Annotated in this window: 20 protein-coding genes; 3 read left to right on the top strand and 17 right to left on the bottom strand. The window is 74.0% G+C overall.

Going from position 1 to position 23127, the window contains the following annotated elements; all coding sequences use genetic code 11:
- From GCU67_RS17840 to GCU67_RS17795, 10 genes are all read right to left on the bottom strand, one after another.
- Positions 1 to 1475, bottom strand: a 1475-nt coding sequence (locus GCU67_RS17840) for a DEAD/DEAH box helicase (RefSeq protein WP_246215297.1), incomplete at its 3' end; no start/stop codon positions are given.
- A 260-nt stretch (positions 1476 to 1735) separates the two neighbouring features.
- Positions 1736 to 2812, bottom strand: a complete 1077-nt coding sequence (locus GCU67_RS17835; RefSeq protein ID WP_163612693.1) for an adenosine deaminase — start codon at positions 2810 to 2812, stop codon at positions 1736 to 1738.
- A 45-nt stretch (positions 2813 to 2857) separates the two neighbouring features.
- Positions 2858 to 3676 carry an ABC transporter permease gene (locus GCU67_RS17830; protein WP_163612692.1) on the bottom strand — a complete coding sequence of 273 codons (819 nt, stop codon included), beginning with the start codon at positions 3674 to 3676 and terminating at the stop codon, positions 2858 to 2860.
- Positions 3673 to 4575, bottom strand: a complete 903-nt coding sequence (locus tag GCU67_RS17825) for an ABC transporter ATP-binding protein (protein ID WP_338105122.1) — start codon at positions 4573 to 4575, stop codon at positions 3673 to 3675. The genes GCU67_RS17830 and GCU67_RS17825 overlap by 4 nt, the downstream gene beginning before the upstream one ends.
- Before the next feature lie 89 nt (positions 4576 to 4664).
- Entirely contained in the window at positions 4665 to 5948 is a 1284-nt protein-coding gene (locus tag GCU67_RS17820) for a thymidine phosphorylase (protein WP_163612691.1), read from the bottom strand.
- Entirely contained in the window at positions 5945 to 6370 is a 426-nt protein-coding gene (locus GCU67_RS17815) for a cytidine deaminase (protein WP_163612690.1), read from the bottom strand. The genes GCU67_RS17820 and GCU67_RS17815 overlap by 4 nt, the downstream gene beginning before the upstream one ends.
- Positions 6371 to 6446: 76 nt before the next feature.
- Positions 6447 to 7724 carry an ABC transporter permease gene (locus GCU67_RS17810; RefSeq protein ID WP_163612689.1) on the bottom strand — a complete coding sequence of 426 codons (1278 nt, stop codon included), beginning with the start codon at positions 7722 to 7724 and terminating at the stop codon, positions 6447 to 6449.
- On the bottom strand, positions 7721 to 8971 hold the full coding sequence (locus tag GCU67_RS17805; RefSeq protein ID WP_163612688.1) for an ABC transporter permease subunit: 1251 nt from the start codon (positions 8969 to 8971) through the stop codon (positions 7721 to 7723). The genes GCU67_RS17810 and GCU67_RS17805 overlap by 4 nt, the downstream gene beginning before the upstream one ends.
- Positions 8968 to 10503, bottom strand: coding sequence for an ABC transporter ATP-binding protein (locus GCU67_RS17800; protein ID WP_163612687.1), 1536 nt, complete (start codon positions 10501 to 10503; stop codon positions 8968 to 8970). Before GCU67_RS17800 ends, GCU67_RS17805 begins: the two co-directional genes overlap by 4 nt.
- 189 nt (positions 10504 to 10692) lie before the next feature.
- The gene (locus tag GCU67_RS17795) at positions 10693 to 11775 is read right to left on the bottom strand and encodes a BMP family lipoprotein (protein ID WP_246215296.1); all 1083 of its coding nucleotides are present in this window, start codon (positions 11773 to 11775) and stop codon (positions 10693 to 10695) included.
- A gap of 302 nt (positions 11776 to 12077) precedes the next feature.
- On the opposite strand from GCU67_RS17795, the gene GCU67_RS17790 reads away from it, so the two are divergent.
- Complete coding sequence (locus GCU67_RS17790; protein WP_163612686.1) at positions 12078 to 13388, top strand: D-alanyl-D-alanine carboxypeptidase family protein; 1311 nt, start codon at positions 12078 to 12080, stop codon at positions 13386 to 13388.
- Here GCU67_RS17790 and GCU67_RS17785 read toward each other — a convergent pair.
- The 4 genes from GCU67_RS17785 to hisC are packed head-to-tail and all read right to left on the bottom strand — an operon-like array spanning position 13351 to position 17274.
- A complete protein-coding gene (locus GCU67_RS17785) occupies positions 13351 to 14451 on the bottom strand; it encodes a YhjD/YihY/BrkB family envelope integrity protein (protein ID WP_163612685.1) in 1101 nt (366 codons plus the stop codon). The two genes, GCU67_RS17790 and GCU67_RS17785, sit on opposite strands and share 38 nt — an antisense overlap.
- A gap of 58 nt (positions 14452 to 14509) precedes the next feature.
- Positions 14510 to 15100 (bottom strand): 2'-5' RNA ligase family protein, encoded by a 591-nt coding sequence (locus tag GCU67_RS17780; protein WP_163612684.1) that lies wholly within the window; start codon positions 15098 to 15100, stop codon positions 14510 to 14512.
- The gene (gene trpS, locus GCU67_RS17775; protein WP_163612704.1) at positions 15097 to 16122 is read right to left on the bottom strand and encodes a tryptophan--tRNA ligase; all 1026 of its coding nucleotides are present in this window, start codon (positions 16120 to 16122) and stop codon (positions 15097 to 15099) included. The genes GCU67_RS17780 and trpS overlap by 4 nt, the downstream gene beginning before the upstream one ends.
- Before the next feature lie 27 nt (positions 16123 to 16149).
- The gene (gene hisC / locus GCU67_RS17770) at positions 16150 to 17274 is read right to left on the bottom strand and encodes a histidinol-phosphate transaminase (protein WP_338105120.1); all 1125 of its coding nucleotides are present in this window, start codon (positions 17272 to 17274) and stop codon (positions 16150 to 16152) included.
- Positions 17275 to 17334: 60 nt separating this feature from the next.
- Here hisC and galE point away from each other — a divergent pair, with 60 nt between their 5' ends.
- Positions 17335 to 18288, top strand: a complete 954-nt coding sequence (gene galE / locus GCU67_RS17765; protein ID WP_163612682.1) for a UDP-glucose 4-epimerase GalE — start codon at positions 17335 to 17337, stop codon at positions 18286 to 18288.
- A gap of 140 nt (positions 18289 to 18428) precedes the next feature.
- On the opposite strand, the gene GCU67_RS17760 is transcribed toward galE, so the two are convergent.
- Entirely contained in the window at positions 18429 to 19751 is a 1323-nt protein-coding gene (locus GCU67_RS17760; protein WP_163612681.1) for a CNNM domain-containing protein, read from the bottom strand.
- 194 nt (positions 19752 to 19945) lie between these two features.
- Here GCU67_RS17760 and GCU67_RS22080 point away from each other — a divergent pair, with 194 nt between their 5' ends.
- Positions 19946 to 20731, top strand: coding sequence for a CAP domain-containing protein (locus tag GCU67_RS22080; protein ID WP_338105119.1), 786 nt, complete (start codon positions 19946 to 19948; stop codon positions 20729 to 20731).
- 72 nt (positions 20732 to 20803) lie between these two features.
- Here GCU67_RS22080 and GCU67_RS17750 read toward each other — a convergent pair whose 3' ends face one another.
- Positions 20804 to 21739, bottom strand: coding sequence for an endonuclease domain-containing protein (locus tag GCU67_RS17750; RefSeq protein WP_338105118.1), 936 nt, complete (start codon positions 21737 to 21739; stop codon positions 20804 to 20806).
- A 123-nt stretch (positions 21740 to 21862) separates the two neighbouring features.
- Positions 21863 to 23077: an NADP-dependent isocitrate dehydrogenase gene (locus GCU67_RS17745; RefSeq protein WP_163612680.1), complete on the bottom strand. Its 1215-nt coding sequence runs from the start codon at positions 23075 to 23077 to the stop codon at positions 21863 to 21865.
- Positions 23078 to 23127 lie beyond the last annotated feature (50 nt).

Below are 23127 nucleotides of genomic sequence, written 5' to 3'. Positions count from 1 at the left end.
CGATCCCGGTCGCCGTAGGAGCGCTCGCCCGAGGGGCGGTCTCCGTACGAGCGATCGCGGTCGCCGGCGGGACGACGGGGGGCACCACCGGAGCGGTACCCACCCGGACGGTCACCGGAGGGACGACGCCCACCGGAGGCACCGGCCGGACGGCTCGAGGAGCGCGCCGGACGGACGATCGGCTCGACGAACGTGCCGCCGGCCACCAGCTCGGTGATCGGCGCGTCGCCCGGACGGATCCGGGACACGGGCGGGTCGAGCTTGGCCTGGCGGAACCGGCGCTTGGCCTGTCCCACCTGGTCGGGCAGCAGCAGCGAGACGACGACACCCGCGGCACCGGCGCGCGCGGTGCGGCCGGAGCGGTGCAGGTAGGTCTTGTGGTCTGCCGGCGGGTCGTAGTGCAGGACCAGCGACACGTCGTCCACGTGGATGCCGCGGGCGGCGACGTCGGTGGCAACGAGCACCGGGCTGCGGGCGTCGGTGAAGGCCTCCAGCGCCCGACGACGGGCTGCCTGCGGCAGTCCACCGTGGATGGGCTCGGCGTTGATGCCGGCGTGCTGCAGGTTCTCCGCGAGCCGGTCCGCGCCGTGCTGGGTGCGCACGAAGATGATGATCCGGCCCGGACGGGCAGCCATCGCCTCGGCGATCTTCAGCTTGTCCGGGAAGGACACGCTGTAGGCCAGGTGCTCGGCCTGGGGACCGGAGTCCTCGGCCTTGGCGACCTCGTGGCGCGCCGGGTCCTTCAGGTAGCGGCGGACCAGGGTGTCGACCTCGCCGTCCAGCGTCGCCGAGAAGAGCAGGCGCTGGCCGTCGGGGCGGGTCTGGTCGAGGAGCTCCTTGACCACCGGCAGGAAGCCGAGGTCGGACATGAAGTCGGCCTCGTCGATGACGGAGACGACGACCTCGGCCAGGGTGGTCTCACCCTGGTTGATCAGGTCCTGCAGCCGGCCCGGGGTGGCGATGAGGACGTCGACGCCGCGGCGGAGCTGCTGGATTTGGCGGTACATCGAGGCGCCGCCGTAGACGGCCGCGAGCTGCACGCCCATCGACTGACCGAGGGGGGCCAGGTTGTCGTGCACCTGCTGGGCCAGCTCGCGGGTCGGGACCAGGATCAGCCCGCGCGGTGCGCGGCGACCCTGACCCGGCTCGGCGCCGAGGCGGGCGAGCAGCGGCAGGCCGAAGGCCAGCGTCTTGCCCGAGCCGGTGGCGGCCTTGCCCAGCACGTCGCGCCCGGCGAGGGCGTCCGGCAGGGCGGAGGTCTGGATGGCGAACGGGTGGCGGATGCCCTTGCGCTCCAGCGCGGTGACCAGCGGCTGAGGCAGGCCCAGCTGGGCGAAGGTCGGGCCGGTGGGCTCGGGGGCGACCTCGGCCTCAGGGGCCTCGATCTCGGAGACCTGGGTCTCCACGACGGCCTCGGGGGCGGTCGAGTCGTTCTGGGGGGTGTTCTGGGTGTCGACAGAGTCGAACGAGGACAAGCGGGGACTCCGATACGGATCGGTGCGCGTCCCGTGGTGATGCTGACCGCCGGGTGACCCGGCGTCCACACTGGTGATCGCGGCCGTCGTCGTCGACGCGTTGATCTGCACGGATGCGCTGTGCCCGGACAGGACCGCCCGGGAGGATGACCGGCACGCGCCGGCACACCCAGGCTAGCAGTGCGGGGCCCCAGATGATTCCCGTGTGATCAGGCTCCCTCGTGAGGGGCCCGCCGCGAGCGGGCGGACGGGGTCCTCCCTCAGGCGCGCAGCGCGTCGAAGCGGGGCCGGAGCACCTCGGTGGCGATCCGGGCCCGCACCGCGTCGTCGGCGAACCCGGCGCGCAGCGCCCGCTCGGCCACGGTCTGCACCTCGTCCCAGCCCCAGCCGAAGGTGCGCGCCACGTCGGTGAGCTCGCTGGTCGCCGACACCCCGCTCATCAGCCGGTTGTCGGTGTTCAGCGTGACGGCGAAGCCCGCCCGGTGCAGCCGGTCGACCGGGTGCTCGGCCAGCGAGGGGTACGCGCCGGTCTGCACGTTCGACGACGGCGCGACCTCGAGGGTGACCTGCTCGTCGCGCACACGCTCGGCCACCGGGCCCAGCGGGCCGTCGACGGGCACCTGGTCGGCGATCCGGACGCCGTGACCCAGCCGCTCGGCCCGGGCGCCGTCCAGGGCGGCGACGATCGAGTCGATGCCGGCGGCCTCCCCGGCGTGGATCGTGCGGTGCGCGTCGGCCCGGTCCAGGACGGCGATCGCCTCGGGGATCCGGTCCGGCGGGAACCCGTCCTCGGGTCCGGCCAGGTCGAAACCGACCACGCCCTCGCCGCGGCGCTCCACGACCTGCTCGGCGACCTCGACCCAGCGGTCGGCCTGGCGCATGGCGCACAGCAGCGTGCCGACGACGATCGGGTGCCCGGCCTCGGCGGCCTCCCGGCTGCCCTGCGCGTAGCCGTCGAGCATGGCCTCCACGACCTCGTCCAGCGACATCCCGCCGGTGGTCAGCAGCTCGGGGGCCATCCGCACCTCGGCGTAGACGACCCCGTCAGCGGCGAGGTCGAGCGCGCACTCCCGCGCCACCCGCTGCACGGCCTCGGGCCGTTGCATCACCGCGACGGTGTGCGCGAACGTCTCCAGGTAGCGCTCCAGCGACCCGGAGTCGGCGGACTCCCGGAACCAGCGCCCCAGCGCCTCCGGCTCGTCGGCCGGCAGGTCACGGTAGCCGGCCTCGTCGGCCAGCTCGATGACCGTCTGCGGGCGCAGCCCGCCGTCCAGGTGGTCGTGCAGCAGCACCTTGGGCGCGCGGGCGAGGGTCTCGGCGGTGAGCGGGAGTGCCATGCCGGAACCGTACTGACCGCCGCGCGAGGGGCCGACCACGGGCGGTCAGGTGTCGCCGCGCTCCTGCCAGCGGAACGTGCGCACGCACAGCACCAGGCCCACGACGCACCACAGGCCCAGCACGAGCGCGACCCGGCCCAGCTCGAAGGACCCGGCCGGCTCGCGCAGGGCGAGCTCGTCGGGCAGGAAGACCGAGCGCAGGCCCTGCGCCATCCACTTGAGCGGGAACAGCGAGGCGATCGTCTGCAGCCAGGTGGGCACCTGGTCGAAGGGCAGGAACACCCCGGAGATGAACTCCAGCACCAGCGCGATCGGGGTGACCGTCGCCGAGGCCGAACGGCTGTTGCGGGCCAGCGTGGAGACGGTGATGCCCAGCAGCGTGCAGGCCGCGGCCCCCAGCGCCGCGACCCAGGCGAAGGTCAGCCAGTCCCTGCCGGTGGGCAGCTCGATGCCGTACACGAAGACGCCGATGAGCAGCAGGATCACGATGGTCGCGACGGCGACCGCGAGCACCTGGACGACCTTGCCGATGAAGTAGGCGCTCTTGGGCATCGGCGTCCCGGACAGGCTCTTCAGCGTGCCGTCGGACCGCTCACCGGCGATGTGGATCGCCATGTTCTGCAGGCTGGCGCCGAAGATGCCGACGGCGATGATCCCGGCCATGAAGTACTGCGGGAAGTCGACCCCGGAGCCCAGGTCGTAGTCCAGGATCGCGCCCAGGGCCAGCAGCAGGATGACCGGGAAGAACAGCGTGAAGACGACGGACTCGCGCTGCCGGAAGAACTCCTTGAGCTCCACCCCCGCCCGGGTGCGGCAGACGCTGAGCAGCGACGGCAGCGGACGGTGCTCGGTGCTGGTGGTCATGCCGGGTCGCCGATCATGCGCAGGTAGACGTCCTCGAGGGTCGGGCGGGCCACGGCCAGGTCGGGCACCTCGCCGGGGAACCGGGCGGCCAGCGCGGCGACGAACGCAGTCGGGGTGGCAGTCTCCGCCGACCGCCGGGCGCCGTCCTCGGTCCAGTGCACGACCGCCGGCGCGGTCCCCCGCCCGCCCAGCTCGGCGGGGACGGCGACCTCGACCAGCCGGCCGCGGGCGATGACCCCGACCCGGTCGGCCAGCTCCTCGGCCTCGTCCAGGTAGTGGGTGGTCAGCAGCATCGTCGTCCCGAGCTCGCGCAGGGAGCGGATCAGCGACCAGAACTGCCGGCGCGCCTCGGGGTCGAACCCGGTGGTCGGCTCGTCCAGGAACAGCAGCCGCGGCCGCCCCACGATGCCGAGGGCGACGTCGAGCCGGCGGCGCTGGCCACCGGAGAGCGTGCGGCCCCGGGCGCCGGCCTTCTCGGTCAGCCCGACCAGGTCGAGCACCTCGGCGGGGTCGCGCGGGTCGGGGAAGTAGGCGGCCTGCGCGCGCAGCAGCTCGATGCAGCTGAGCTGGCTGTCCCCGGCGCCGGACTGCAGCACGATCCCGATGTCGGACTTCCAGCGCCGGTCACCGGTGGCCGGGTCGACGCCGAGCACCCGCACCTCGCCCCCGTCACGCCGGCGGTGACCCTCCAGGATCTCCACGATGGTGGTCTTGCCGGCGCCGTTGGGGCCCAGCAGCGCGAAGATCTCCCCGCGCCGGATGTCGAGGTCCACGCCGTCCACGGCGTTGCGGTCGCCGTAGCGGCGGACCAGGCCGCGCACCGAGATGGCGGCGTCCGGGTCCAGCGGCGTCGACGGGTGCACCGCGCCGGGAACGGTCGCAGCGGGCGTTCGGGTCACGGGGCGACAGTGTCCTCCTCGCCCCTGTGGCCCCCTCGCAGGGTCCCGCCGCGAGCCTGCGAGTGATTGGGGGGCGAGGGGGTCCTTCGTCAGGCGGTGATGCGGTCCAGGACCAGGGGCAGCGGGACGTCGTCGGTGTCGACGCCGATCGCCCCCTCCAGCGCCTCCAGGGCACGGGGGATGCGGGCCGGGTCGTCGGTCTGCAGCTCCAGCAGGGGCTGCCCGGCGGTGACCTGCTCCCCCACCCCCGCGGTCCACACGACGCCGGCCGCGGCCGACACCGGGTCCTCCTTGCGCGCCCGGCCCGCGCCCAGCCGCCAGGCGGCCACGCCCAGGGCGTAGGCGTCCAGCCGGGTGAGCGTGCCGGTCGCCGGGGCGGTGACCACGTGCCGCTCGGCCGGCTGCGGCAGCGGGGCGTCGGGGTCGCCGCCCTGGGCGCTGATCATCCGGCGCCACACGTCCATCGCGCGGCCGTCGGCCAGGGCGTCGGCGGGGTCGACGTCGGTGCGCCCGACCCCGGCGAGCATCTCCCGGGCCAGCGCCAGGGTGAGCTCGACGACGTCGGCGGGGCCGCCACCGGCGAGCACCTCGACCGACTCGGCCACCTCGACGGCGTTGCCGGCACTGCGGCCCAGCGGGCGGTCCATCGCGGTGACCAGGGCGACGGTGCGCACCCCGGCCGCCTCGCCCAGCCCGACCATCGTGCGGGCCAGGGTGCGGGCGTCGTCCGGGTCGCGCATGAAGGCACCGGAGCCGGTCTTGACGTCCAGCACCAGCGCGTCGGCGCCCTCGGCGATCTTCTTGCTCATGATCGAGCTGGCGATGAGCGGGATCGACTCGACCGTGCCGGTGACGTCGCGCAGCGCGTAGAGCAGCTTGTCGGCCGGGGCGAGGTCGTTGCCAGCGGCGCAGATGACCGCGCCCACGTCGCGCAACTGGGCCAGGTAGGCGTCCTCGTGCACGTCGGCCCGCCAACCGGGGACCGCCTCCAGCTTGTCCAGCGTGCCGCCGGTGTGGCCCAGCCCGCGGCCGGACAGCTGCGGCACCGCGACCCCGCAGGCCGCGACCAGCGGGGCGAGCGGGAGGGTGATCTTGTCGCCGACCCCGCCGGTGGAGTGCTTGTCGGCGGTCGGGCGGCCCAGCGAGGTGAGGTCCTTGCGGACGCCGGAGTCGATCATCGACTGCGTCCACACGGCCAGTTCGTCGGGGGACATGCCGCAGAAGAAGACGGCCATCAGCAGCGCGCTCATCTGCTCGTGGGGCACCTGCCCCGCGGTGTAGGCGCCGATCACCCAGCGGATCTGCTCGGCGCTCAGGCCCACGCCGTCCCGCTTGGCCCGGATGACGTCGATGGCGTCGAAGGGGGCGGTCACGCGGTCTGCCCCCGCTCGGCCGCCGCGACGAGGTCCTCGGGACCGAACGCGTCGGGCAGCACCTGGCTCATCGGCACGATGCCCAGCGACACCGTCTCGATCAGCATGTCGCGGCCGCCGTGCTCCCACAGCAGCTGACGGCACCGGCCGCAGGGCATCAGCGGCTGCCCGTCGCCGCCGACGCACGCCACCGCCACCAGCCGGCCGCCGCCGGTGCGGGCGAGATCGGAGACCATGCCGCACTCGGCGCACAGGCCCAGCCCGTACGAGGCGTTCTCGACGTTGCAGCCGGTGACCACCCGGCCGTCGTCGACCAGGCCGGCCACCCCGACCGGGAACTGCGAGTACGGGGCGTAGGCGTGCGCCATCGCCTCGCGGGCGGCACCGCGCAGGGCGTCCCAGTCGATGTCGGGCGGCGTCACGGGGTCGCTCCCACGGCTCGCTCCGCTCCTCGCTCGCTGGCGCTCGCTGCGATGCTCACGAACCGTTCCGCTCCCACTAGTGCTCTCCTCGTCGGTAGACCAGTCCGTCGGCCTTCGGTGGGCGGAGTCGCTGGGAGGCCAGCGACAGCACCAGCAGCGTGATCAGGTGCGGGGTGAAGGAGACCAGGCCCTCGGGCAGCTCGTCGATGGTCAGGTAGCCGACCAACGCGGCGACGGCGAAGACCCCGGCCACCACGGCCTGGGTGCGCTTGCCCCGGGTGGCCTGCCAGATCGCCACGCCCAGCAGCAGGACGGCGATGAGCAGGAACAGCGCGACGACGGCCGTCCGGCTGCGCAGCTGCAGGGCGTCGGAGAAGCCGAACAGGCCCGCGCCCGCGGCCAGCCCGCCCGGCCGCCAGTTGCCGAAGATCAGCGCGGCGAGGCCGATGAACCCACGGCCACCGGTCTGGCCCTCGCGGTAGATCGTGGCGATGAAGACCAGGAAGACACCGCCCAGGCCGGCCAGCGCACCGGAGATGACCACGGCGATGTACTTGAGCCGGTAGACCGGCACGCCGAGGGAGTCCGCCGCCGCCGGGTTCTCCCCGCACGAGCGCAGCCGCAGCCCGAAGGCCGTGCGCCACAGCAGCAGGTAGACCAGCGGCACGAGCAGGACGGCGAGCACGGTGAGCACCCCGACGCCGCTGGTGAACCCGCGCAGCAGCCCGGCCAGGTCCGACAGCAGGAACCAGTGCTCGTTCTCCAGGTCGCCCAGCAGGTCCGGCCCCGACGACAGCACCGGCAGCGAGAAGCTCGGTGGCGACGACGACAGCGACGGCGACTGCGTGACGCCACCGCCGGCGGGGTTGTCGGTGTAGACCAGCTCGGACAGGAAGCGGACGACGCCGTCGGCCAGGATGTTGATCGCCACGCCGGAGACCACGTGGTCCACGCCGAAGGTGACCGTGGCGATCGCGTGCAGCAGCCCGCCGGCGGCCCCGAACACGGCCCCGCCGATCAGCGCGCCGCCCCAGCCCCACTGGTAGCCGGCGTAGCCCGCGCCCCAGGTGCCCAGCACCATCATGCCCTCGAGGCCGATGTTGACCACGCCCGCGCGCTCGGAGAACAGCCCGCCCAGCGCGACCAGCACCAGCGGGACGGCGAGCAGCAGCGCGGCGGAGAACGTCGAGGACGACGTCAGCGCCTGCTCCCCGGAGACCACCCGCACCGCGGAGACCAGCACGACCAGGCCGACCAGCAGGTAGGCCAGCTTGCGCGAGCGGGACCCGCCGAACACCCGGTCGGTCAGCGTCCCGCGACCGGCGGCCGCCGGCGTCTTCATCGTGGTGCTCATGCCCCTGCTCCCTCACGGTGGTCGCTGCGGCCGCCGGCGCCGGTGGCGGTGCGCAGCCCCGGTCCGGTGCCCGAGCCCGGGCCGTCGTCCGGCGGGGGGCCGCCGTCGGGGCCCTGCCCGCCACCGGTGCTGCCGTCGCCGGCGGTCGGCGGGGCGACGGCGTTGCCGCGCTCGGCGGAGCGGCGGGTGAGCCGGCGGGACACCTCGTTGGCCACGACGACCGACAGCACGATCGTGCCCTGGATGATCGTGACCACCGAGGCCGGGATGTCGGCGAACTGCAGCGGGATGGCCGCTCGGTCGAGGAAGCCGAACAGCAGCGCGCCGAACGCGATCCCGAGAGGGGAGTTGCGGCCCAGCAGCGCGACGGCGATGCCCAGGAAGCCCAGCCCGGCGGTGAACTCGGTGCCGTAGCTGTGCTGGTCGCCCAGCAGGTCCGGCAGGCCGATCAGCCCGGCGATGGCGCCGGAGATGAGCATCGTCTTGATGACCATGCCGCGGGCGTCGACGCCGCTGGCGGTGGCCGCGGAGGGCGACAGGCCGCTGGCCCGCAGGTCGAAGCCGAAGCGGGTGCGCTTGATCAGCACCGAGACCACGATGCCGGCCACGACCGCGACGACGAGGAAGCCGTAGAGCTGGGTGCGCGGCTGGGCCAGGCCCAGGGCGCCCAGCAGCCCGTTGAGGCCGGGGAACCAGCCCGACTCCGGGATCGGCGTGGTGGTGATGATCTGCGCTCCCTCGGGGCTGCCCCGCAGCGGGCCGGTGAGCAGGAACGAGGCGATGCCCAGCGCGATGAAGTTGAGCATGATCGAGCTGATCACCTCGCTCACGCCGCGGGTCACCTTCAGCACCGCGACGATGCCGGCCCAGATCGCCCCGACGGCCATGGCGACCACGATGATCAGCAGCACGTGCAGCGGGCCGGGCAGCGCGACGGCGGCGCCCACCGCGGCGGCCATGATCGTGGCGAGCCGGTACTGGCCCTCGACCCCGATGTTGAACAGGCCCATCCGGAAGGCCACCGACACCGCGAGGCCGGCGAGGAACAGCGGCACGGCCCGGTTGAGGACCACCACGATGCCCTGCGTCTGCTGGCCCGGGGTGTCGCCGAAGTCGAACATGACCCGGACGGCGTCGAACGGGTTCTGCCCGATCAGGGAGATGACGACCCCGGAGATGAGCAGGGCCACGACGATGGCCAGCACCGGCGCGAACAGCGCCAGGCCGAGCCTGCGCAGGAGGTTCACGCCGCACCCGCCGTCGAGCCGGCGCCGGTCATGTGCGAGCCGAGCTCCTCCGGCGTCAGCGAGGCCGGGTCCAGGGTGGCGACCAGCGCCCCGCGGAGCATGACGTGCAGCGTGTCCGACAGGCCGATCAGCTCGTCGAGGTCCGCCGAGACCAGCACGATCCCCATCCCCTCAGCGCGGGCGTCCTTGAGCAGTTCCCAGATGACCGACTGGGCGCCGACGTCGACGCCGCGGGTCGGGTGGGCGGCGATGAGCAGCCGCGGTGAGGCGCTCATCTCCCGCCCGACGATCAGCTTCTGCTGGTTGCCACCGGACAGCGCCACGGCCGCGGTGTCCGGGCCGGGGGCCCGGACGTCGTACTCGCGCATGATCCGGGCGGTGTCGGCGCGGGCGCCCTTGCGGTCGATGAACGCGCCCTTCACCGCCGGCGGACGGGTCTGGTGGCCCAGGATGCGGTTCTCCCACAGCGGTGCGTCCAGCAACATGCCCTGACGGTGCCGGTCCTCCGGGATGAAGCCCAGGCCCTGCTCGCGGCGGCGGCGGGTCGACCAGGTGGCGATGTCGTCGGCGCCCAGCACGATGCTGCCGGCGGCCAGCGGGCGCAGTCCCATGACCGCGTCGACGAGCTCGGCCTGGCCGTTGCCCTCGACGCCGGCGATGCCGACGACCTCGCCCTCCCGGACGGTGAGCGAGACGTCGTCGACCAGCGCCCGGCCGCCGGGGGCGGAGACGGTCACGCCCCGCAGCTGGAGCACGGGGACGTCGCGGACGGTGGAGGTACGGGTCTGCGGCGTGGGCAGCTCGGCGCCGACCATCAGCTCGGCCAGCTGCTTGGCCGACGTCGTCGCCGGGTCGGCGGTGCCCACCGTGGTGCCGCGGCGGATGACGGTGATGGAGTCGGCGACCTTGCGGACCTCGTCCAGCTTGTGCGAGATGAAGATGACGGTGAGGCCCTCGCGCTTGAGCTCGGCGAGGTTGCCGAACAGCTCGTCGACCTCCTGCGGGACCAGGACGGCGGTCGGCTCGTCGAGGATCAGCGTGGTGGCGCCGCGGTAGAGGACCTTGGCGATCTCCACGCGCTGGCGGTCGCCGACGCCGAGGTCCTCGACCAGGGTGTCGGGGTCCAGCCCGAGGGAGTACCGGTCGGAGATGTCGCGGATGCGGCGGCGGCCCTCGGCCCGGTCCAGCCGCACGCCCCGGGTCGGCTCGCTGCCGAGCACGACGTTCTCCAGCACGGTGAAGTTGTCGGCCAGCATGAAGTGCTGGTGGACCATGCCGATCCCGGCGGCGATGGCGTCGGCCGGGCTGCGGAAGGTCACCGCGCGGCCGTCGATGAGGATCTCGCCCTCGTCGGGGCGGTGCATGCCGTAGAGGGTCTTCATCAGCGTCGACTTGCCGGCGCCGTTCTCCCCGACGATGGCGTGCACCTCGCCGCGGGCCACCCGCAGCTCGATGTCCTTGTTGGCCACCACACCGGGGAAGCGCTTGGTGATGCCGCGCAGCTCGACCGCCAGCGGTGCCGACTCGTTCAACAGGTTCTCCAGGGTGCCGGGGTGTTCGCGGGACCAGGGGCGGGCACGGCGAACGGGGACAGGACGTCCTCCGGCCGCGAGCCGGCCGGACGTCGTCCGACGCGCAGACGGTACACACGGAAAACGGCGGGCCGGGTGGCGTGTACCGCCACCCGACCCGCCGCGTCCGCGCTGATCAGCAGGAGCTGATCACGGAGCCGTGGGCACCGTGATCGCGCCGGAGGTGATCTGGGTGGCGTACTCGTCGATCTGGCCCTTGATGTCGTCGATGAAGCCGCCCGTGTAGGACAGGCCGACGCCCTCGGTGGACAGGTCGTTGACGATGTCGCTGCCGCCGGTGACCGAGCCCTCGCTGAAGTCGGTGATGAACCCCTGGACGGCGTTGTCGACCCGCTTGAGCATCGAGGTCATGATCACGGCCTTCTGGGCCGGGTCGTCGACGGTCTCGTACTGGTCGGAGTCGACACCGATCGCGCGCTTGCCGGAGGCGGCGGCGGCGGTGAAGACACCACCACCGGAGGCACCGGCGGCGTGGTAGACGATGTCGGCGCCGGCGTCGAAGATGCCCTGGGCCACGATCTGGCCGCGCGCGGGGTCGGCGAACCCGGAGAAGTCACCGGCCGGGGAGATGTACTTGACGTCGACGGTGATGCCCGGCTTGGCGGCCTCGGCACCGGCGGCGAAGCCGGCCTGGAAGCTCTGGATCAGCGGGGTCTCCACGCCACCGACGAAGCCCACGTGGTTCGCGGTGGACTTCAGCGCCGCGGCGACACCGGCCAGGAACGAGCCCTGCTCGGCGGCGAACTGCAGGCCGGTCACGTTGCCCGCACCCAGCGGCTGCCCGTCGGCGCCGACACCGCTGGAGTCGACGATCGCGAAGGTCGTGTCGGGGAACTCGCTGGCGACGTCGCCGATGATGTCGCCGTAGGCGAAGCCGACCGCGATGACGGGGTTGAAGCCCTGCTCGGCCAGCTGCGAGAGCAGCTCGGGCCGGTTGGAGGCGTCCTCGTTCGGGGTCAGGTCGCGCAGCTCGCCGCCGAGCTCGTTGACCGCGTTCTCCATGCCCAGGTAGGCGGAGTCGTTGAACGAGTTGTCGCCGCGGCCGCCGGTGTCGTAGGCCAGGCCGACCTTCAGGGCGGCGGCGCTGGCGCTGCCCCCGGCGCTGCCGCTGCTGGCGGTGCCGCCGCTGGTCTCGTCACTGGCACAGGCCGACAGGGCCATGCCACCGGCCAGCAGCAGTGCTGCGGCCTTCATCCCACGCGCTCGGCGCAAGACGCTCTCCTCTCTCAGAGGGCGCGCCCGACGGTCGTCGGTCACGCCCCGGTGCGGTGTGTGGTGCAGTTCCCCGCCGTCCGGACACCGCTGATCGAGCGGTGCGACCTGGCGACGGCGACCCAGGCACGCTAACTGCGGCCCCGGTCGACATGACCCCCGGAGAACGGATAGAGACCCGATCGTTGCCAACGGGCGACACACCGGACACACCGGGCGCCCGTCCGCGAGACGGTGCCCACACCCGGTGGGCGGACCGGTCCGTCCGGGCCGTCCCCGGCGCGGCGGGTTAGCGTCCGGTCATGCGCCTGTCCCTGCCGCTGCGCCGGCGAGCCGGCGTGCTGCTCGTGGCCGGGGCCGTGCTGCTCGGCCCGGCCGGCCCCGCCGTCGCCCAGGGCGCCGCGCCGGCGGTCGACCTGTCGGCACCCACGCCGACCGCACCCGTCGCCGGCGCCCCGCCGCAGGGGGCGGCCCCCGACGGGAGCACCGTGGGCGGTGCCGCGCTGGGCACCCGCGACCTGGTGACCGTGCCCGGTGCCCCGCCGCTGCCCGAGGGCATCGACGCCCGCGGCTGGCTGGTCGCCGACGCCGGCACCGGGCAGGTGCTCGGCGCGCGTGACCCCCACGGCCGCTACTACCCGGCGAGCACGCTCAAGACGCTGACCCTGCTCACCCTGGGGCCGGTCCTGGACCACGGGCAGGTCGTCGAGGGCACCGCCGAGGACGAGGCCGTCGAGGGCAGCCGGGTGGGCCTGGTGCGCGGCGGGCAGTACCCGGTCGACCTGCTGTTCCGGGCGCTGGTGATGCAGTCGGGCAACGACGCTGCCAACGCCCTGGCCCGCACCGCCGGCGGGGTGCCGGCGACCCTCGCCGCGATGAACCGCACGGCCGCCGAGCTGGGCGCCTTCGACACCGTCGCCGGGACGCCGTCCGGTCTCGACGTCGCCGGGCAGTCCTCCTCGCCCTACGACCTGGCGTTGATCATGCGCCGGCTGGTCGAGGACCCCTACGCCCGCGACGTCCTGCAGACCCGCGTCGCCGACATCCCCGGCGTGCCCGGGGGCGCCCTGGGCTACCAGATCCAGAACCAGGACACCCTGCTCGCCGACTACCCCGGCACGCTGGGCGGCAAGACGGGGTTCACCGACGCCGCCCGGCACACCTTCGTCGCCGCGGTCGAGCGCGACGGCCGACGGCTGGTGGTCAGCCTGATGCAGGCCGAGCGCCGTCCGGTGCACGAGCTGGAGCAGGCCGAGCGGCTGCTGGACTGGGGCTTCGCCACCCCGGCGGGTGCGGGCGGGGTGGGGCGGCTGGTCGACCCGGCGGAGGCCGCGCGGCTCACCACCCCGCCGCCGCCGGGCCCGTCACCGAGCCCGGCCCGCGCGGCCCCGACCCCGGCGGCCGCGGCACCGACCGCGCCGCCGCCGGTGGGGGGTGCGCAGGTCGCGACCCGGGCCGGCGAGAGCCCACTGGTGCCGGCCGGTCTGGCGGTCGGGGCACTGGCGGTCGTGGCCGCCACGCTGGTGGGGTGGCGCCGGGCACGGCGCCAGTCGGTCCCGGCACCCGGTGGTGCCGTCAGGCGTCCTCCGACGGACGCCGACGGCCTGCGCTGACCGCCCGCCGGTCGGACAGCCGGCCGGCCAGCCGGCTGCCCACCGCTCCCGCCACCGCCCCGGCGCCCAGCAGGCCCAGCGCCAGCCGGACCGGTGACGGGCCGGGGCCGCACTCGTGGACCCCGGCCACCTCCGGCAACGGGGTCGGCCCGGGCGGGACGGGGGTGTGCGCATGCTCGATCGAGCGGATCGTCGCCGTCCACGAGGCGGTGAAGAAGGCGAACCGCGCGACGACGTTGATCCACACGACCAGCCCGACGAAGCTGCCGAGGGTCTGCGCGGTCACGTTCTGCCCGATGCGGCTGAGGTACCAGTTGCCGACCAGCTTGAGCACCTCGAACCCGACCGCCCCGAAGAGCGCCCCGGGGAGCAGCTGCCGGAGACCGAAGGGGTTGTCGGGCACGCCCTTGAGCACCCAGAGGAAGACCAGGGTGTCCCCCACCAGCGCCAGCCCGATGGCCAGGCCGCCGGTGAGCAGGAACGAGCCGGGCTGCTCGTCCAGGCCCAGCAGGTCCAGCACCCGCGACGACGCGGCGGTGGCCCCGGCGGTCAGGGCGATGCTCAGCGCCCCGGCCGCACCCAACCCGAGCAGGGCGCCGAGGTCCTTGAGCCGGTCGCCCAGGAAGTCCGGCGGGTCGGGGCGCCCGCGCCACACGACGTCCATGCCGACCCGCAGCTTGTCCATCGCGCCCAGCCCGACGAGCAGGAAGCCGGCCAGGCCGACCAGCCCGAACGTGCCGGCGCTGTCGACCGCGCCGTTGACCTGGTCGGCGAGCTGCCGGCCGGTGTCACCGGGCACCGCGTCGCGGATGCCGGACACCAGCTGGTCCTCCAGCAGCGGGTCCCCGCGCAGCACGAAGCCGGCCACGGCGGCCACCAGCAGCAAGACCGGGAAGAGCGCCAGGAAGACGTAGTAGGTGACGCCGGCGGCCAGCACGTCGCCCTGGGCCCGGTTGTAGTGCCCGCCGGCGTGCACCAGGTGGTCCAGCCACGGACGGCGGTCCCGCTGGCGCCGCAGCAGCCTCCGGGCGGCGCCGACGACGCGGCCGATCGGGTCGCTCACCGGGCCGAGTCTGGACGGTGGTGCCCGCCCGCGCGCAGCCGGGACGGCGCCGGGAGGGTCAGCGGGGGGTGCCGGAGAGGCGGTACTCGGCGGCCACGGCCCAGGCGCCGTCGGGGAGCTGCTCGAACTCGGTGAACGACTCGACCCGGAACTCCCTGTGCAGGTCGGCCAGCCCCTCGGCGGCCATGTCGAGCATCTCCGACGGGACGTCGTGGGCCACGGTGACGTGCGGGTGGTACGGGAAGCTCAGCGACCGGGTCAGCGGGCCGGAGCGCACGGCGCCGGCCAGCAGCTCGCAGTCGACCCCGCCCCGGGCGACGGTGAGGAAGACGACCTCGGAGACCGGTCGGAAGGTGCCGGTGCCGGTCAGGTGGACGTCGAAGGGCGGGTGGGTCGCCGCGACCTGCTCCAGGTGCATCCGGATGGCCGGGCGCTCACCGATCGGCACCTCGGTCGGCGGCAGCAGCGTGACGTGCGGCGGTACCAGGCTGGCCTGCGGGTCGCCGCACTTGCCGCGCCACTCGATCATCAGCTGGGCCAGCGGCTCGGGCAGCGCCACGACCACCCCCAGCACGGAGGTGCCGGCCGAGATCGCGGTGCCCGGCCGGTGCACGAAGGTGTCGTCCGCGCGCAACGGTCGTCCGGTCACCGTGGTGCACCACCCAGTGGCGGCAGGAAGCCGACCCGCTCGTAGACGGTGGCCAGCGTGGGGGCGGCGACCCCGCGAGCCCGCGCGGCGCCGGCGGCGAGCACCCGCTCGAGCTCGGCGGTGTCGGCCAGCAGCTCGGCGGTGCGCGCCTGCACCGGCGCGAGCGCCTCGGTGACGACCGCGGCGACCTCCTTCTTGAGGTCGCCGTACCCGGAGCCGGCGAAGTGCTGCTCCAGCTCGGCGACGCTCTGCCCGGAGAAGGCGGAGTGGATCGTCAGCAGGTTGGTGACCCCGGGCTTGCCCACCGGGTCGGCGACGACCTCACGGCCGGTGTCGGTGACGGCGGATCGGATCTTCTTGGCCGTGGCCCTGGCGTCGTCGAGCAGGTTGATGCAGCCGGCGTCGGGCAGGCTCTTGCTCATCTTCTTGTCCGGCGACTGCAGGTCCAGCACCTTCGCCGTCCCCTGCGGGATGTAGGGCTCGGGCATGGTGAAGGTCGGCCCGTAGCGGCTGTTGAAGCGGGTCGCCAGGTCGCGGGTCAGCTCCAGGTGCTGGCGCTGGTCCTCGCCCACCGGCACCCGGGCCGCCTGGTACAGCAGGATGTCGGCCGCCTGCAGGACCGGGTAGGTGAACAGCCCGACCGACGTCGGCCCGGCGCCCTCCCGGGTGCTCTTGTCCTTGAACTGGGTCATCCGGCTGGCCTCGCCGAACCCGGTGAGGCACTGCATCACCCAGCCGAGCTGGGCGTGCTCGGGCACGTGGCTCTGCACGAACAGCGCGCTGCGCTCGGGGTCGACGCCCAGGGCCAGCAGCTGCGCGGCCGAGACCAGCGTGCGCCGCCGGAGCACCGCAGGGTCCTGCTCGACGGTGATCGCGTGCAGGTCCACGACGCAGTAGAAGGCCTCGTGGTCGTCCTGGAGCGCCACCCACTGCCGCAGCGCACCGAGCAGGTTGCCGAGGTGGAAGGAGTCAGCCGTCGGCTGGATGCCGGACAGCACGCGGGGAGCAGGCACGCCCACCATCGAACCACGCGCCCCAGCGGTCACCGGTCAGGCTCCGGCGACGCCGGCCGCGGTGCTGGTCAGGACGTCGTCCAGCGCGCCGAGGAAGACGTCGTCCTCGGCGGGGCTGCCCACGGTGACCCGGAGCCCCTCGCCGGGGAACGGGCGGGTGATGACCGCGCGGGCCTCCAGCGCCGCGGCGACCTCCACGGTGCGCTCGCCCAGCGGCAGCCAGACGAAGTTCGCCTGGCTGTCGGCGACGCCGATGCCGCGCCCGCGCAGCGCGGCGGTGAGCCGGGTGCGCTCGGTGGTGACCGCGGCGACCCGCTCGCGCACCTCGTCCTCGCTGGCCAGCGCGGCGACCGCGGCGGCCTGGGCGAGGCTGGAGACGCTGAAGGGCACCAGCGTCCGACGGACGGCGTCGGCCACGGCCGGGTCCTCGGCGATCAGGTAGCCCACCCGGAGCCCCGCCAGACCCCACGCCTTGGAGAAGGTGCGCAGCACGGCGACGTTGGGCCGCCCGCGCATCAGCTCGACGCCGTCGGGCACTCCCGGGTCGGTGACGAACTCGCGGTAGGCCTCGTCCAGCACGACCAGGGTGTCGGCGGGGACGGCGTCCAGGAACGTCTCCAGCTCCGCGCGGCGCACCGCCGTCCCGGTGGGGTTGTTGGGGTTGCAGACGAACACCAGCCGGGTGGTCTCGTCGACCGCGGCGGCCAGGGCAGTGAGGTCGAAGGTGTCCGCGGTCCCGCCCGGGGTGCCCGGGACGAGCGGCACCTGCTGGGTGCGCCCGCCGGCGACCTGGGCGAGCAGCGGGTACATCTCGAAGGAGCGCCACCCGAAGGCGATGGACGTGCCCGGGTCGACGAAGGCCTGGGTGAGCTGCTGGCAGACCGTCACCGCGCCGCAGCCCAGGGCCAGCTGCTGGGGGGCGACGTCGTAGCGGTCGGCCAGTGCGCGGGTGAGCACCGCGGCGCCGTTGTCGGGGTACCGGGTGGTCTCCGCCGCGGTGGCGGCGATCGCGGCCAGGACCGCGGGCAGCGGCGGGAACGGCAGCTCGTTGCTGGCCAGCTTCACCGCCGTGGGCACGCCGATCTCGCGGGCCAGGTCGGCGGCGTTGCGGCCGGGCCGGTAGGCCGGCATCGCGGCCACGGCGGGACGTGCGCTGACCACGGGGCTCCTCCTGAGCGCGGTGGGCCGCATCCCGGGCGGGGTGCTGTCTAGGCTCGCACCATGCGCGTTCTCGTCACCGGCGGAGCCGGGTACATCGGCAGCGTAGTCACCGCTGCCCTGCTGGAGTCCGGCCACGAGGTCACCGTGCTCGACGACCTGTCGACCGGACACGAGGACGCCGTCCCCGACGGTGCCCGCCTCGTGCAGGCCTCCCTGCACGACTCCGCACCCGTGCTGGCCGACGTCCGGCCCGAGGCGGTGCTGCACTTCGCGGCCAAGAGCCTCGTCGGGGAGAGCCAGGTCGCCCCGGAGCTGTACTGGGAGAACAACGTCGGGGGCTCGCTGGCGCTGCTGGAGGCCATGCGCGCCGCCGACTGCCGGCGGATCGTCTTCTCCTCCACCGCCGCCGCCTACGGCGAGCCCGAGGAGGTGCCGATCCTGGAGACGGCGCCGACCCGGCCGACCAACACCTACGGGGCCAGCAAGCTCGCCGTCGACGCGATGCTGACCTCCTACGCGACCGCGTACGGCTTCGCCGCGGTGAGCCTGCGCTACTTCAACGTCGGCGGCGCGGCCTACGGCGTCGGCGAGCGGCACGCCACCGAGACCCACCTGATCCCGATCGCCCTGCAGGTCGCCGCGGGCACCCGGGAGTCGCTGACCGTCTACGGCTCGGACTACCCGACGCCCGACGGCACCTGCATCCGCGACTACGTGCACGTCGTGGACCTCGCCGCAGCGCACCTGCTGGCGCTGCCGGCCCCGGCGGCCGGTGAGCACCGCATCTACAACCTGGGCAGCGGCACCGGGTTCTCGGTGCAGGAGATGGTCGACGCCGTCCGCACCGTCACCGGGCACGAGCTGCCGGTGGTCGTGGGCGACCGCCGGGCCGGCGACCCCGCGCGACTGGTGGCCAGCTCGGCGAAGATCCACAGCGACCTCGGCTGGGCCCCGGTGCACACCGACCTGACCGAGATCGTCTCCGACGCCTGGGCGTTCACGCAGTCCCGCTGACGGCCCTGTCGCAGGGGCCCGCCGCGAGCCTGCGAGTGGTGGGGGGCGGGGGGGTCCTTCGTCTCGGGCCCCGTCACGCGCACGCGCGGCGGGGCCCTGCGAAGGTCCCTCAGCCGCCCGGGCCGTGCCCGGGCGGCGGCCTAGCCGGCGCTGGCCTCGGCGGTGGTCTCGTCCACCGGCTGCGGTGCCGCGCCGACCGAGATGCGGGCGATCCGCCGGCCGTCGAGCTCCAGCACGGTGAGCGTGCGGCCCTCGACCGTGGCGACGTCCCCGAGGACGGGCAGCCGGCCGAGCTGGGCGAGCACGAACCCGGCCACCGTCTCGTAGGGGCCCTCGGGCAGCTGGACGCCGGTCGCCTCGGCGAAGTCGTCGAGGTTGAGCAGCCCGTCGACCTCGTGCGGGCCCTCGGCGGGGTCGTCGTTGTCGGTGGTGACGTCGTCGTCGTACTCGTCGTAGATGTCGCCGATGACCTCCTCGATGAGGTCCTCGAGGGTGACGATGCCGTCGGTGCCGCCGTACTCGTCGACCACGATCGCGAAGTGCTGGTTCTCCCGGCGCATCCCCGACAGGGCGGTGAGCACGCCGACGGTGCCCGGCAGCCGCTTGACCTCCCGGGCGAGGTCACCGACGGTCGCCGCGCGCCCGGCGGCGTGGGTGGGCAGCAGCAGGTCACGCACGTGCACGAAGCCCACCACGTCGTCCTCGCTGCGACCGGCGACCGGGTACCGCGACCAGCTGGAGTCCGCGACCTGCCTGGCCGCGCGACTGGCGGTCATCGAGGCGTCCAGGAAGTGGACCTCGGTGCGCGGGGTCATCACCTCGCGGACCTCGCGGTCGCCGGCGCGGAAGACCTCGTCGATCAGCCGGCGCTCGTCGCTGGACAGCGACTCGTGCGCGGCGACCAGGTCGCGCAGCTCCTCCTGGCTGATCGACTCACCACTGGCCTCGGGGTCCCCGCCCAGCAGCCGGACGAGCACGTTGGTCGAGCTGGACAGGAACCAGATGATGGGCCGGAACAGCTTGGCGATCGCGTTCAGCGGGGCGGCGACGACCAGCGAGAAGCCCTCGGCGCGCTGCAGGGCCAGCCGCTTGGGGGTCAGCTCGCCGACCACCAGCGACAGGTAGCTGATCATGATCGTGACCAGCACGAAGGCCAGCGGCTCGGCCAGGCCCGGGCCGACGCCCCGGGCGATGAGGAACTCGCCCAGCGGGCCCGACAGCGTGCTGGCACCGAACGCGGCCGAGAAGAACCCGGCCAGCGTGACGCCGACCTGGACGGCGGCGAGGAACTGGTTCGGGTCACCCAACAGCTTGTTGAGCGCCTGCCCGCGCCGGCCGGTCTCGGCCAGGGCGCGGACCTGGGACTCGCGGAGGGACACCAGGGCAATCTCGGCGCCGGAGAAGGCGCCGCCGATCAGCACGAAGGCGAAGACCATGACGATGTTGAGCCAGACGTCGCTCACGAGCGGCGTGCTCCTCCAAGGGTGGGGTGTGCCGGGGACGTCCCCGGCCGCTCCACGGTAGTGGCTGCGCCGATGCGCGGTCCTCGCTCACCAACGGCGGGCACCCGCCCGGGTGTTCCCCGGCCTCCCCCATCCGGGGCCGCCGGCCGCCTGGCCTCGCCCGGTACCGACCTGCCCGAGGCGAGGACGACACCGTGCGCACCCTGCTGACCGCGCTCCCCCGGCGGGTGTGGCTGCCCGTGCTGATCGCCCTCGCCGTGGCCGCGGTCGCGGTGGGGGCCCTGCTGACCAGCCGGGACGACGCGGTCCCCCGCCCCGCCGCCGCGCCGGCCTCCCCCACGTCCTCGCCGACGTCGTCGCCCGCGGTCTCCCCCGCGCCGTCGTCGGTCGCCGTCCCGCCGTCCGCTGCGCCGCCGTCGTCCTCCGCTCCGCCGCCGTCCAGCTCGGCCGCGCCGGTGACCACCGCCGCCCGGACCTCCAGCACCCCGACGCCGCGGAGCACCAGCCGCCCGCCGACACCGGCCACCTCGACCCCGCCCGCGCCTCCCCCGCCGCCGGCCCCGGCCCCGCCCCCGCCGCCTCCGCCGGCACCGGCACCGGCCGCGCCCGGACCCGAGGGGCAGGTGCTCGCGCTGGTCAACGCCGCGCGTGCGGACGCCGGGTGCGGCGTCGTGGCCGCGGACGGCGGGCTCGCCGGTGTGGCCCGGGCGCACAGCGCCGACATGCGCGACCGCGGCTTCTTCTCCCACACCGACCCCGAGGGCCGCTCACCGTTCGACCGCGCCGCGCAGGCGGGGGTGGACGACGCGCGGGCGGAGAACATCGCCCGTGGCCAGCCCGACGCCGATGCCGTCGTCCGTGCGTGGCTGGACAGTCCCGGTCACCGGCAGAACGTCCTGGACTGCTCGTACCGCACGATGGGCCTCGGCCTGGCCACCGGCGCCGGCGGCCCCTGGTGGACCCAGCTCTTCGGCGTCTGACGCCCCTCGGGTTGATCACCTCGGGCTGGTGGCGGTCATCCGCCGCCGATGACCACCGCCAGCCCGTGCTGATCACCGCAGCTCGGCACGCAGCAGGCGGAGGAGCCGATCCGGGCGGTGCAGGTCGGCCGCGGTGGCGAAGACGACGCGCCAGCCGGCGGCCGTCAGCCGGTTGAGGCGCTCGCGGTCGCGCCGGAACTGGGCTGGGTCGGCGTGCCAGAGCCCGTCGTACTCCAGCGCGACCTTCTGCGCGGGCCACGCGAAGTCCACCCGCGCGACGAAGGCCCCGGCGTCCCGCACCTCGAACTGCGCGACCGGACCGGGCAGGTCGCTGGCCGCCAGGAGCAACCGCACCCTGGTCTCCTGCGGGGACTGCGCCAAGCCGTCGGCGCGGGCCACGACCTCCCGCGCGGTCCGGCTCCCCCGACACCGGGGCAGCGCGGCGACTGCTGCCCGCACCGCGGCCAGCTCGACGACCCGCGCCTGGACCAGCTGGTCCAGGAGCACGACCGCCGCCGGCACAGGCCCTCGGCGAGCGAGGTCGACCGCGGTGCGCACCGGCGCAGTCCAGCGCAGGAAGGGGCCGAGCCCGACGACGTCGCCGTCCAGCTCGGCCGCTCGCACGAACACGCCCGGCGGGTCCCACCGGACGGTGGTCGGCAGCACCACCTCGACCGGGTCGTCGGGTCCGGCGGCGTCCGGCAGGCCGCTGAGCACGGCTGCCGTGCGGCCCCCCAGCGCCGCACCCGGTGGCATGACGAGGCTGACGGCGCGGGCGTGCAGGCGGTGGGTGTCGGGCTCGGCGGCGTCGGCGTAGACGTCCTCCCGGATGCGGCGCCAGGCGCTGCTGCGCAGCTGGGCACGGGTGAGCACCCCACTGTTCGTGGCCCACGAACCGCGGAACACGCGCCCGTGCAGCACCTGGGGGCGGTGGGGCGGCCGGGACACGACCGGCAGCCTCCCCGAGGACGCCGGCACCGCGCTGGCGCCGTCCACAGGTGTGATCACCTCGGGTTGCTGGCGGTCACCCGCCGTCCGTGGCCACCACCAGCCCGAGGTGATCACGACCCGGACGCGGGACGGCCCCCTCACCCGAGGGGTGAGGGGGCCGTCCGTGCTACGCCGCTGTCGTCAGGCCATGGCCTTCTGCAGGTTGCTGTCGATGGCCGCCAGGAAGTCCTGGGTGGTCAGCCACGGGGCGTCCTTGCTGATCAGCAGGGCGAGGTCCTTGGTCATCTGGCCGCTCTCGACGGTCTCGATGCAGACCCGCTCGAGGGTCTCGGCGAACCGGGTGACCTCGGGGGTGCCGTCGAGCACGCCGCGGTGGGCCAGGCCCCGGGTCCAGGCGAAGATCGACGCGATCGGGTTCGTCGAGGTCTCCTTGCCCTGCTGGTGCTGGCGGTAGTGCCGGGTGACCGTGCCGTGGGCGGCCTCGGCCTCGACGGTCTTGCCGTCCGGGGTGGCCAGCACGGAGGTCATCAGGCCGAGCGAGCCGAAGCCCTGGGCCACGGTGTCGGACTGCACGTCACCGTCGTAGTTCTTGCAGGCCCAGACGTAGCCGCCCTCCCACTTGAGCGAGGCGGCGACCATGTCGTCGATCAGCCGGTGCTCGTAGGTGATGCCGGCAGCGTCGAAGCGCTCCTTGAACTCGGCCTGGAAGACCTCCTCGAAGATGTCCTTGAAGCGGCCGTCGTAGGCCTTGAGGATCGTGTTCTTCGTGGACAGGTAGACCGGGTAGCCGCGGTTGAGGCCGTAGTTGAGCGAGGCCCGCGCGAAGTCGTAGATCGACGCGTCGAGGTTGTACATGGACAGCGAGACACCGGCACCGGGGGCCTGGAAGACCTCGCGCTCGATCGGCTCGCCGCCGTCCTCGGGGGTGAAGACGACCTTCAGCGTGCCCGCGGTCGGGAACGTGAAGTCGGTGGCGCGGTACTGGTCGCCGTAGGCGTGGCGGCCGATGATGATCGGCTTGGTCCAGCCCGGCACCAGACGCGGCACGTTCTGCATGATGATCGGCTCACGGAAGATGACGCCGCCGAGGATGTTGCGGATCGTCCCGTTCGGGGAGCGCCACATCTTCTTGAGGCCGAACTCCTCGACCCGCGCCTCGTCCGGGGTGATCGTGGCGCACTTGACGCCCACACCGTGCTTCTTGATGGCGTTGGCCGCGTCGATGGTGACCTGGTCGTCGGTGGCGTCCCGGTTCTCCATGCCCAGGTCGTAGTACTCGAGGTCGACGTCGAGGTACGGGAGGATCAGCTGGTCCTTGATGAACTGCCAGATGATCCGGGTCATCTCGTCGCCGTCGAGCTCGACGACCTTGCCCTCGACCTTGATCTTGCTCACGCGGTTCTCCTTTGTGCTGGTATGGCCCCGCTGCAGGGCCCCGCCGCGAG

It is taken from the genome of Modestobacter muralis (assembly GCF_010682105.1).
Lineage (GTDB): Bacteria > Actinomycetota > Actinomycetes > Mycobacteriales > Geodermatophilaceae > Modestobacter > Modestobacter muralis.
Note: the sequence above shows the minus strand (reverse complement) of the source record. Positions and strands in the feature narration are given on the sequence as shown.

Bases quoted from the DNA above. Each gene is read 5' to 3' on its own strand.
- GCU67_RS17835 (WP_163612693.1), bottom strand. From the start codon at position 2,812: ATGGCACTCCCGCTCACCGCCGAGACCCTCGCCCGCGCGCCCAAGGTG.
- GCU67_RS17830 (WP_163612692.1), bottom strand. From the start codon at position 3,676: ATGACCACCAGCACCGAGCACCGTCCGCTGCCGTCGCTGCTCAGCGTC.
- GCU67_RS17810 (WP_163612689.1), bottom strand. From the start codon at position 7,724: ATGAGCACCACGATGAAGACGCCGGCGGCCGCCGGTCGCGGGACGCTG.
- GCU67_RS17790 (WP_163612686.1), top strand. From the start codon at position 12,078: ATGCGCCTGTCCCTGCCGCTGCGCCGGCGAGCCGGCGTGCTGCTCGTG.
- trpS (WP_163612704.1), bottom strand. From the start codon at position 16,122: ATGGTGGGCGTGCCTGCTCCCCGCGTGCTGTCCGGCATCCAGCCGACG.
- galE (WP_163612682.1), top strand. From the start codon at position 17,335: ATGCGCGTTCTCGTCACCGGCGGAGCCGGGTACATCGGCAGCGTAGTC.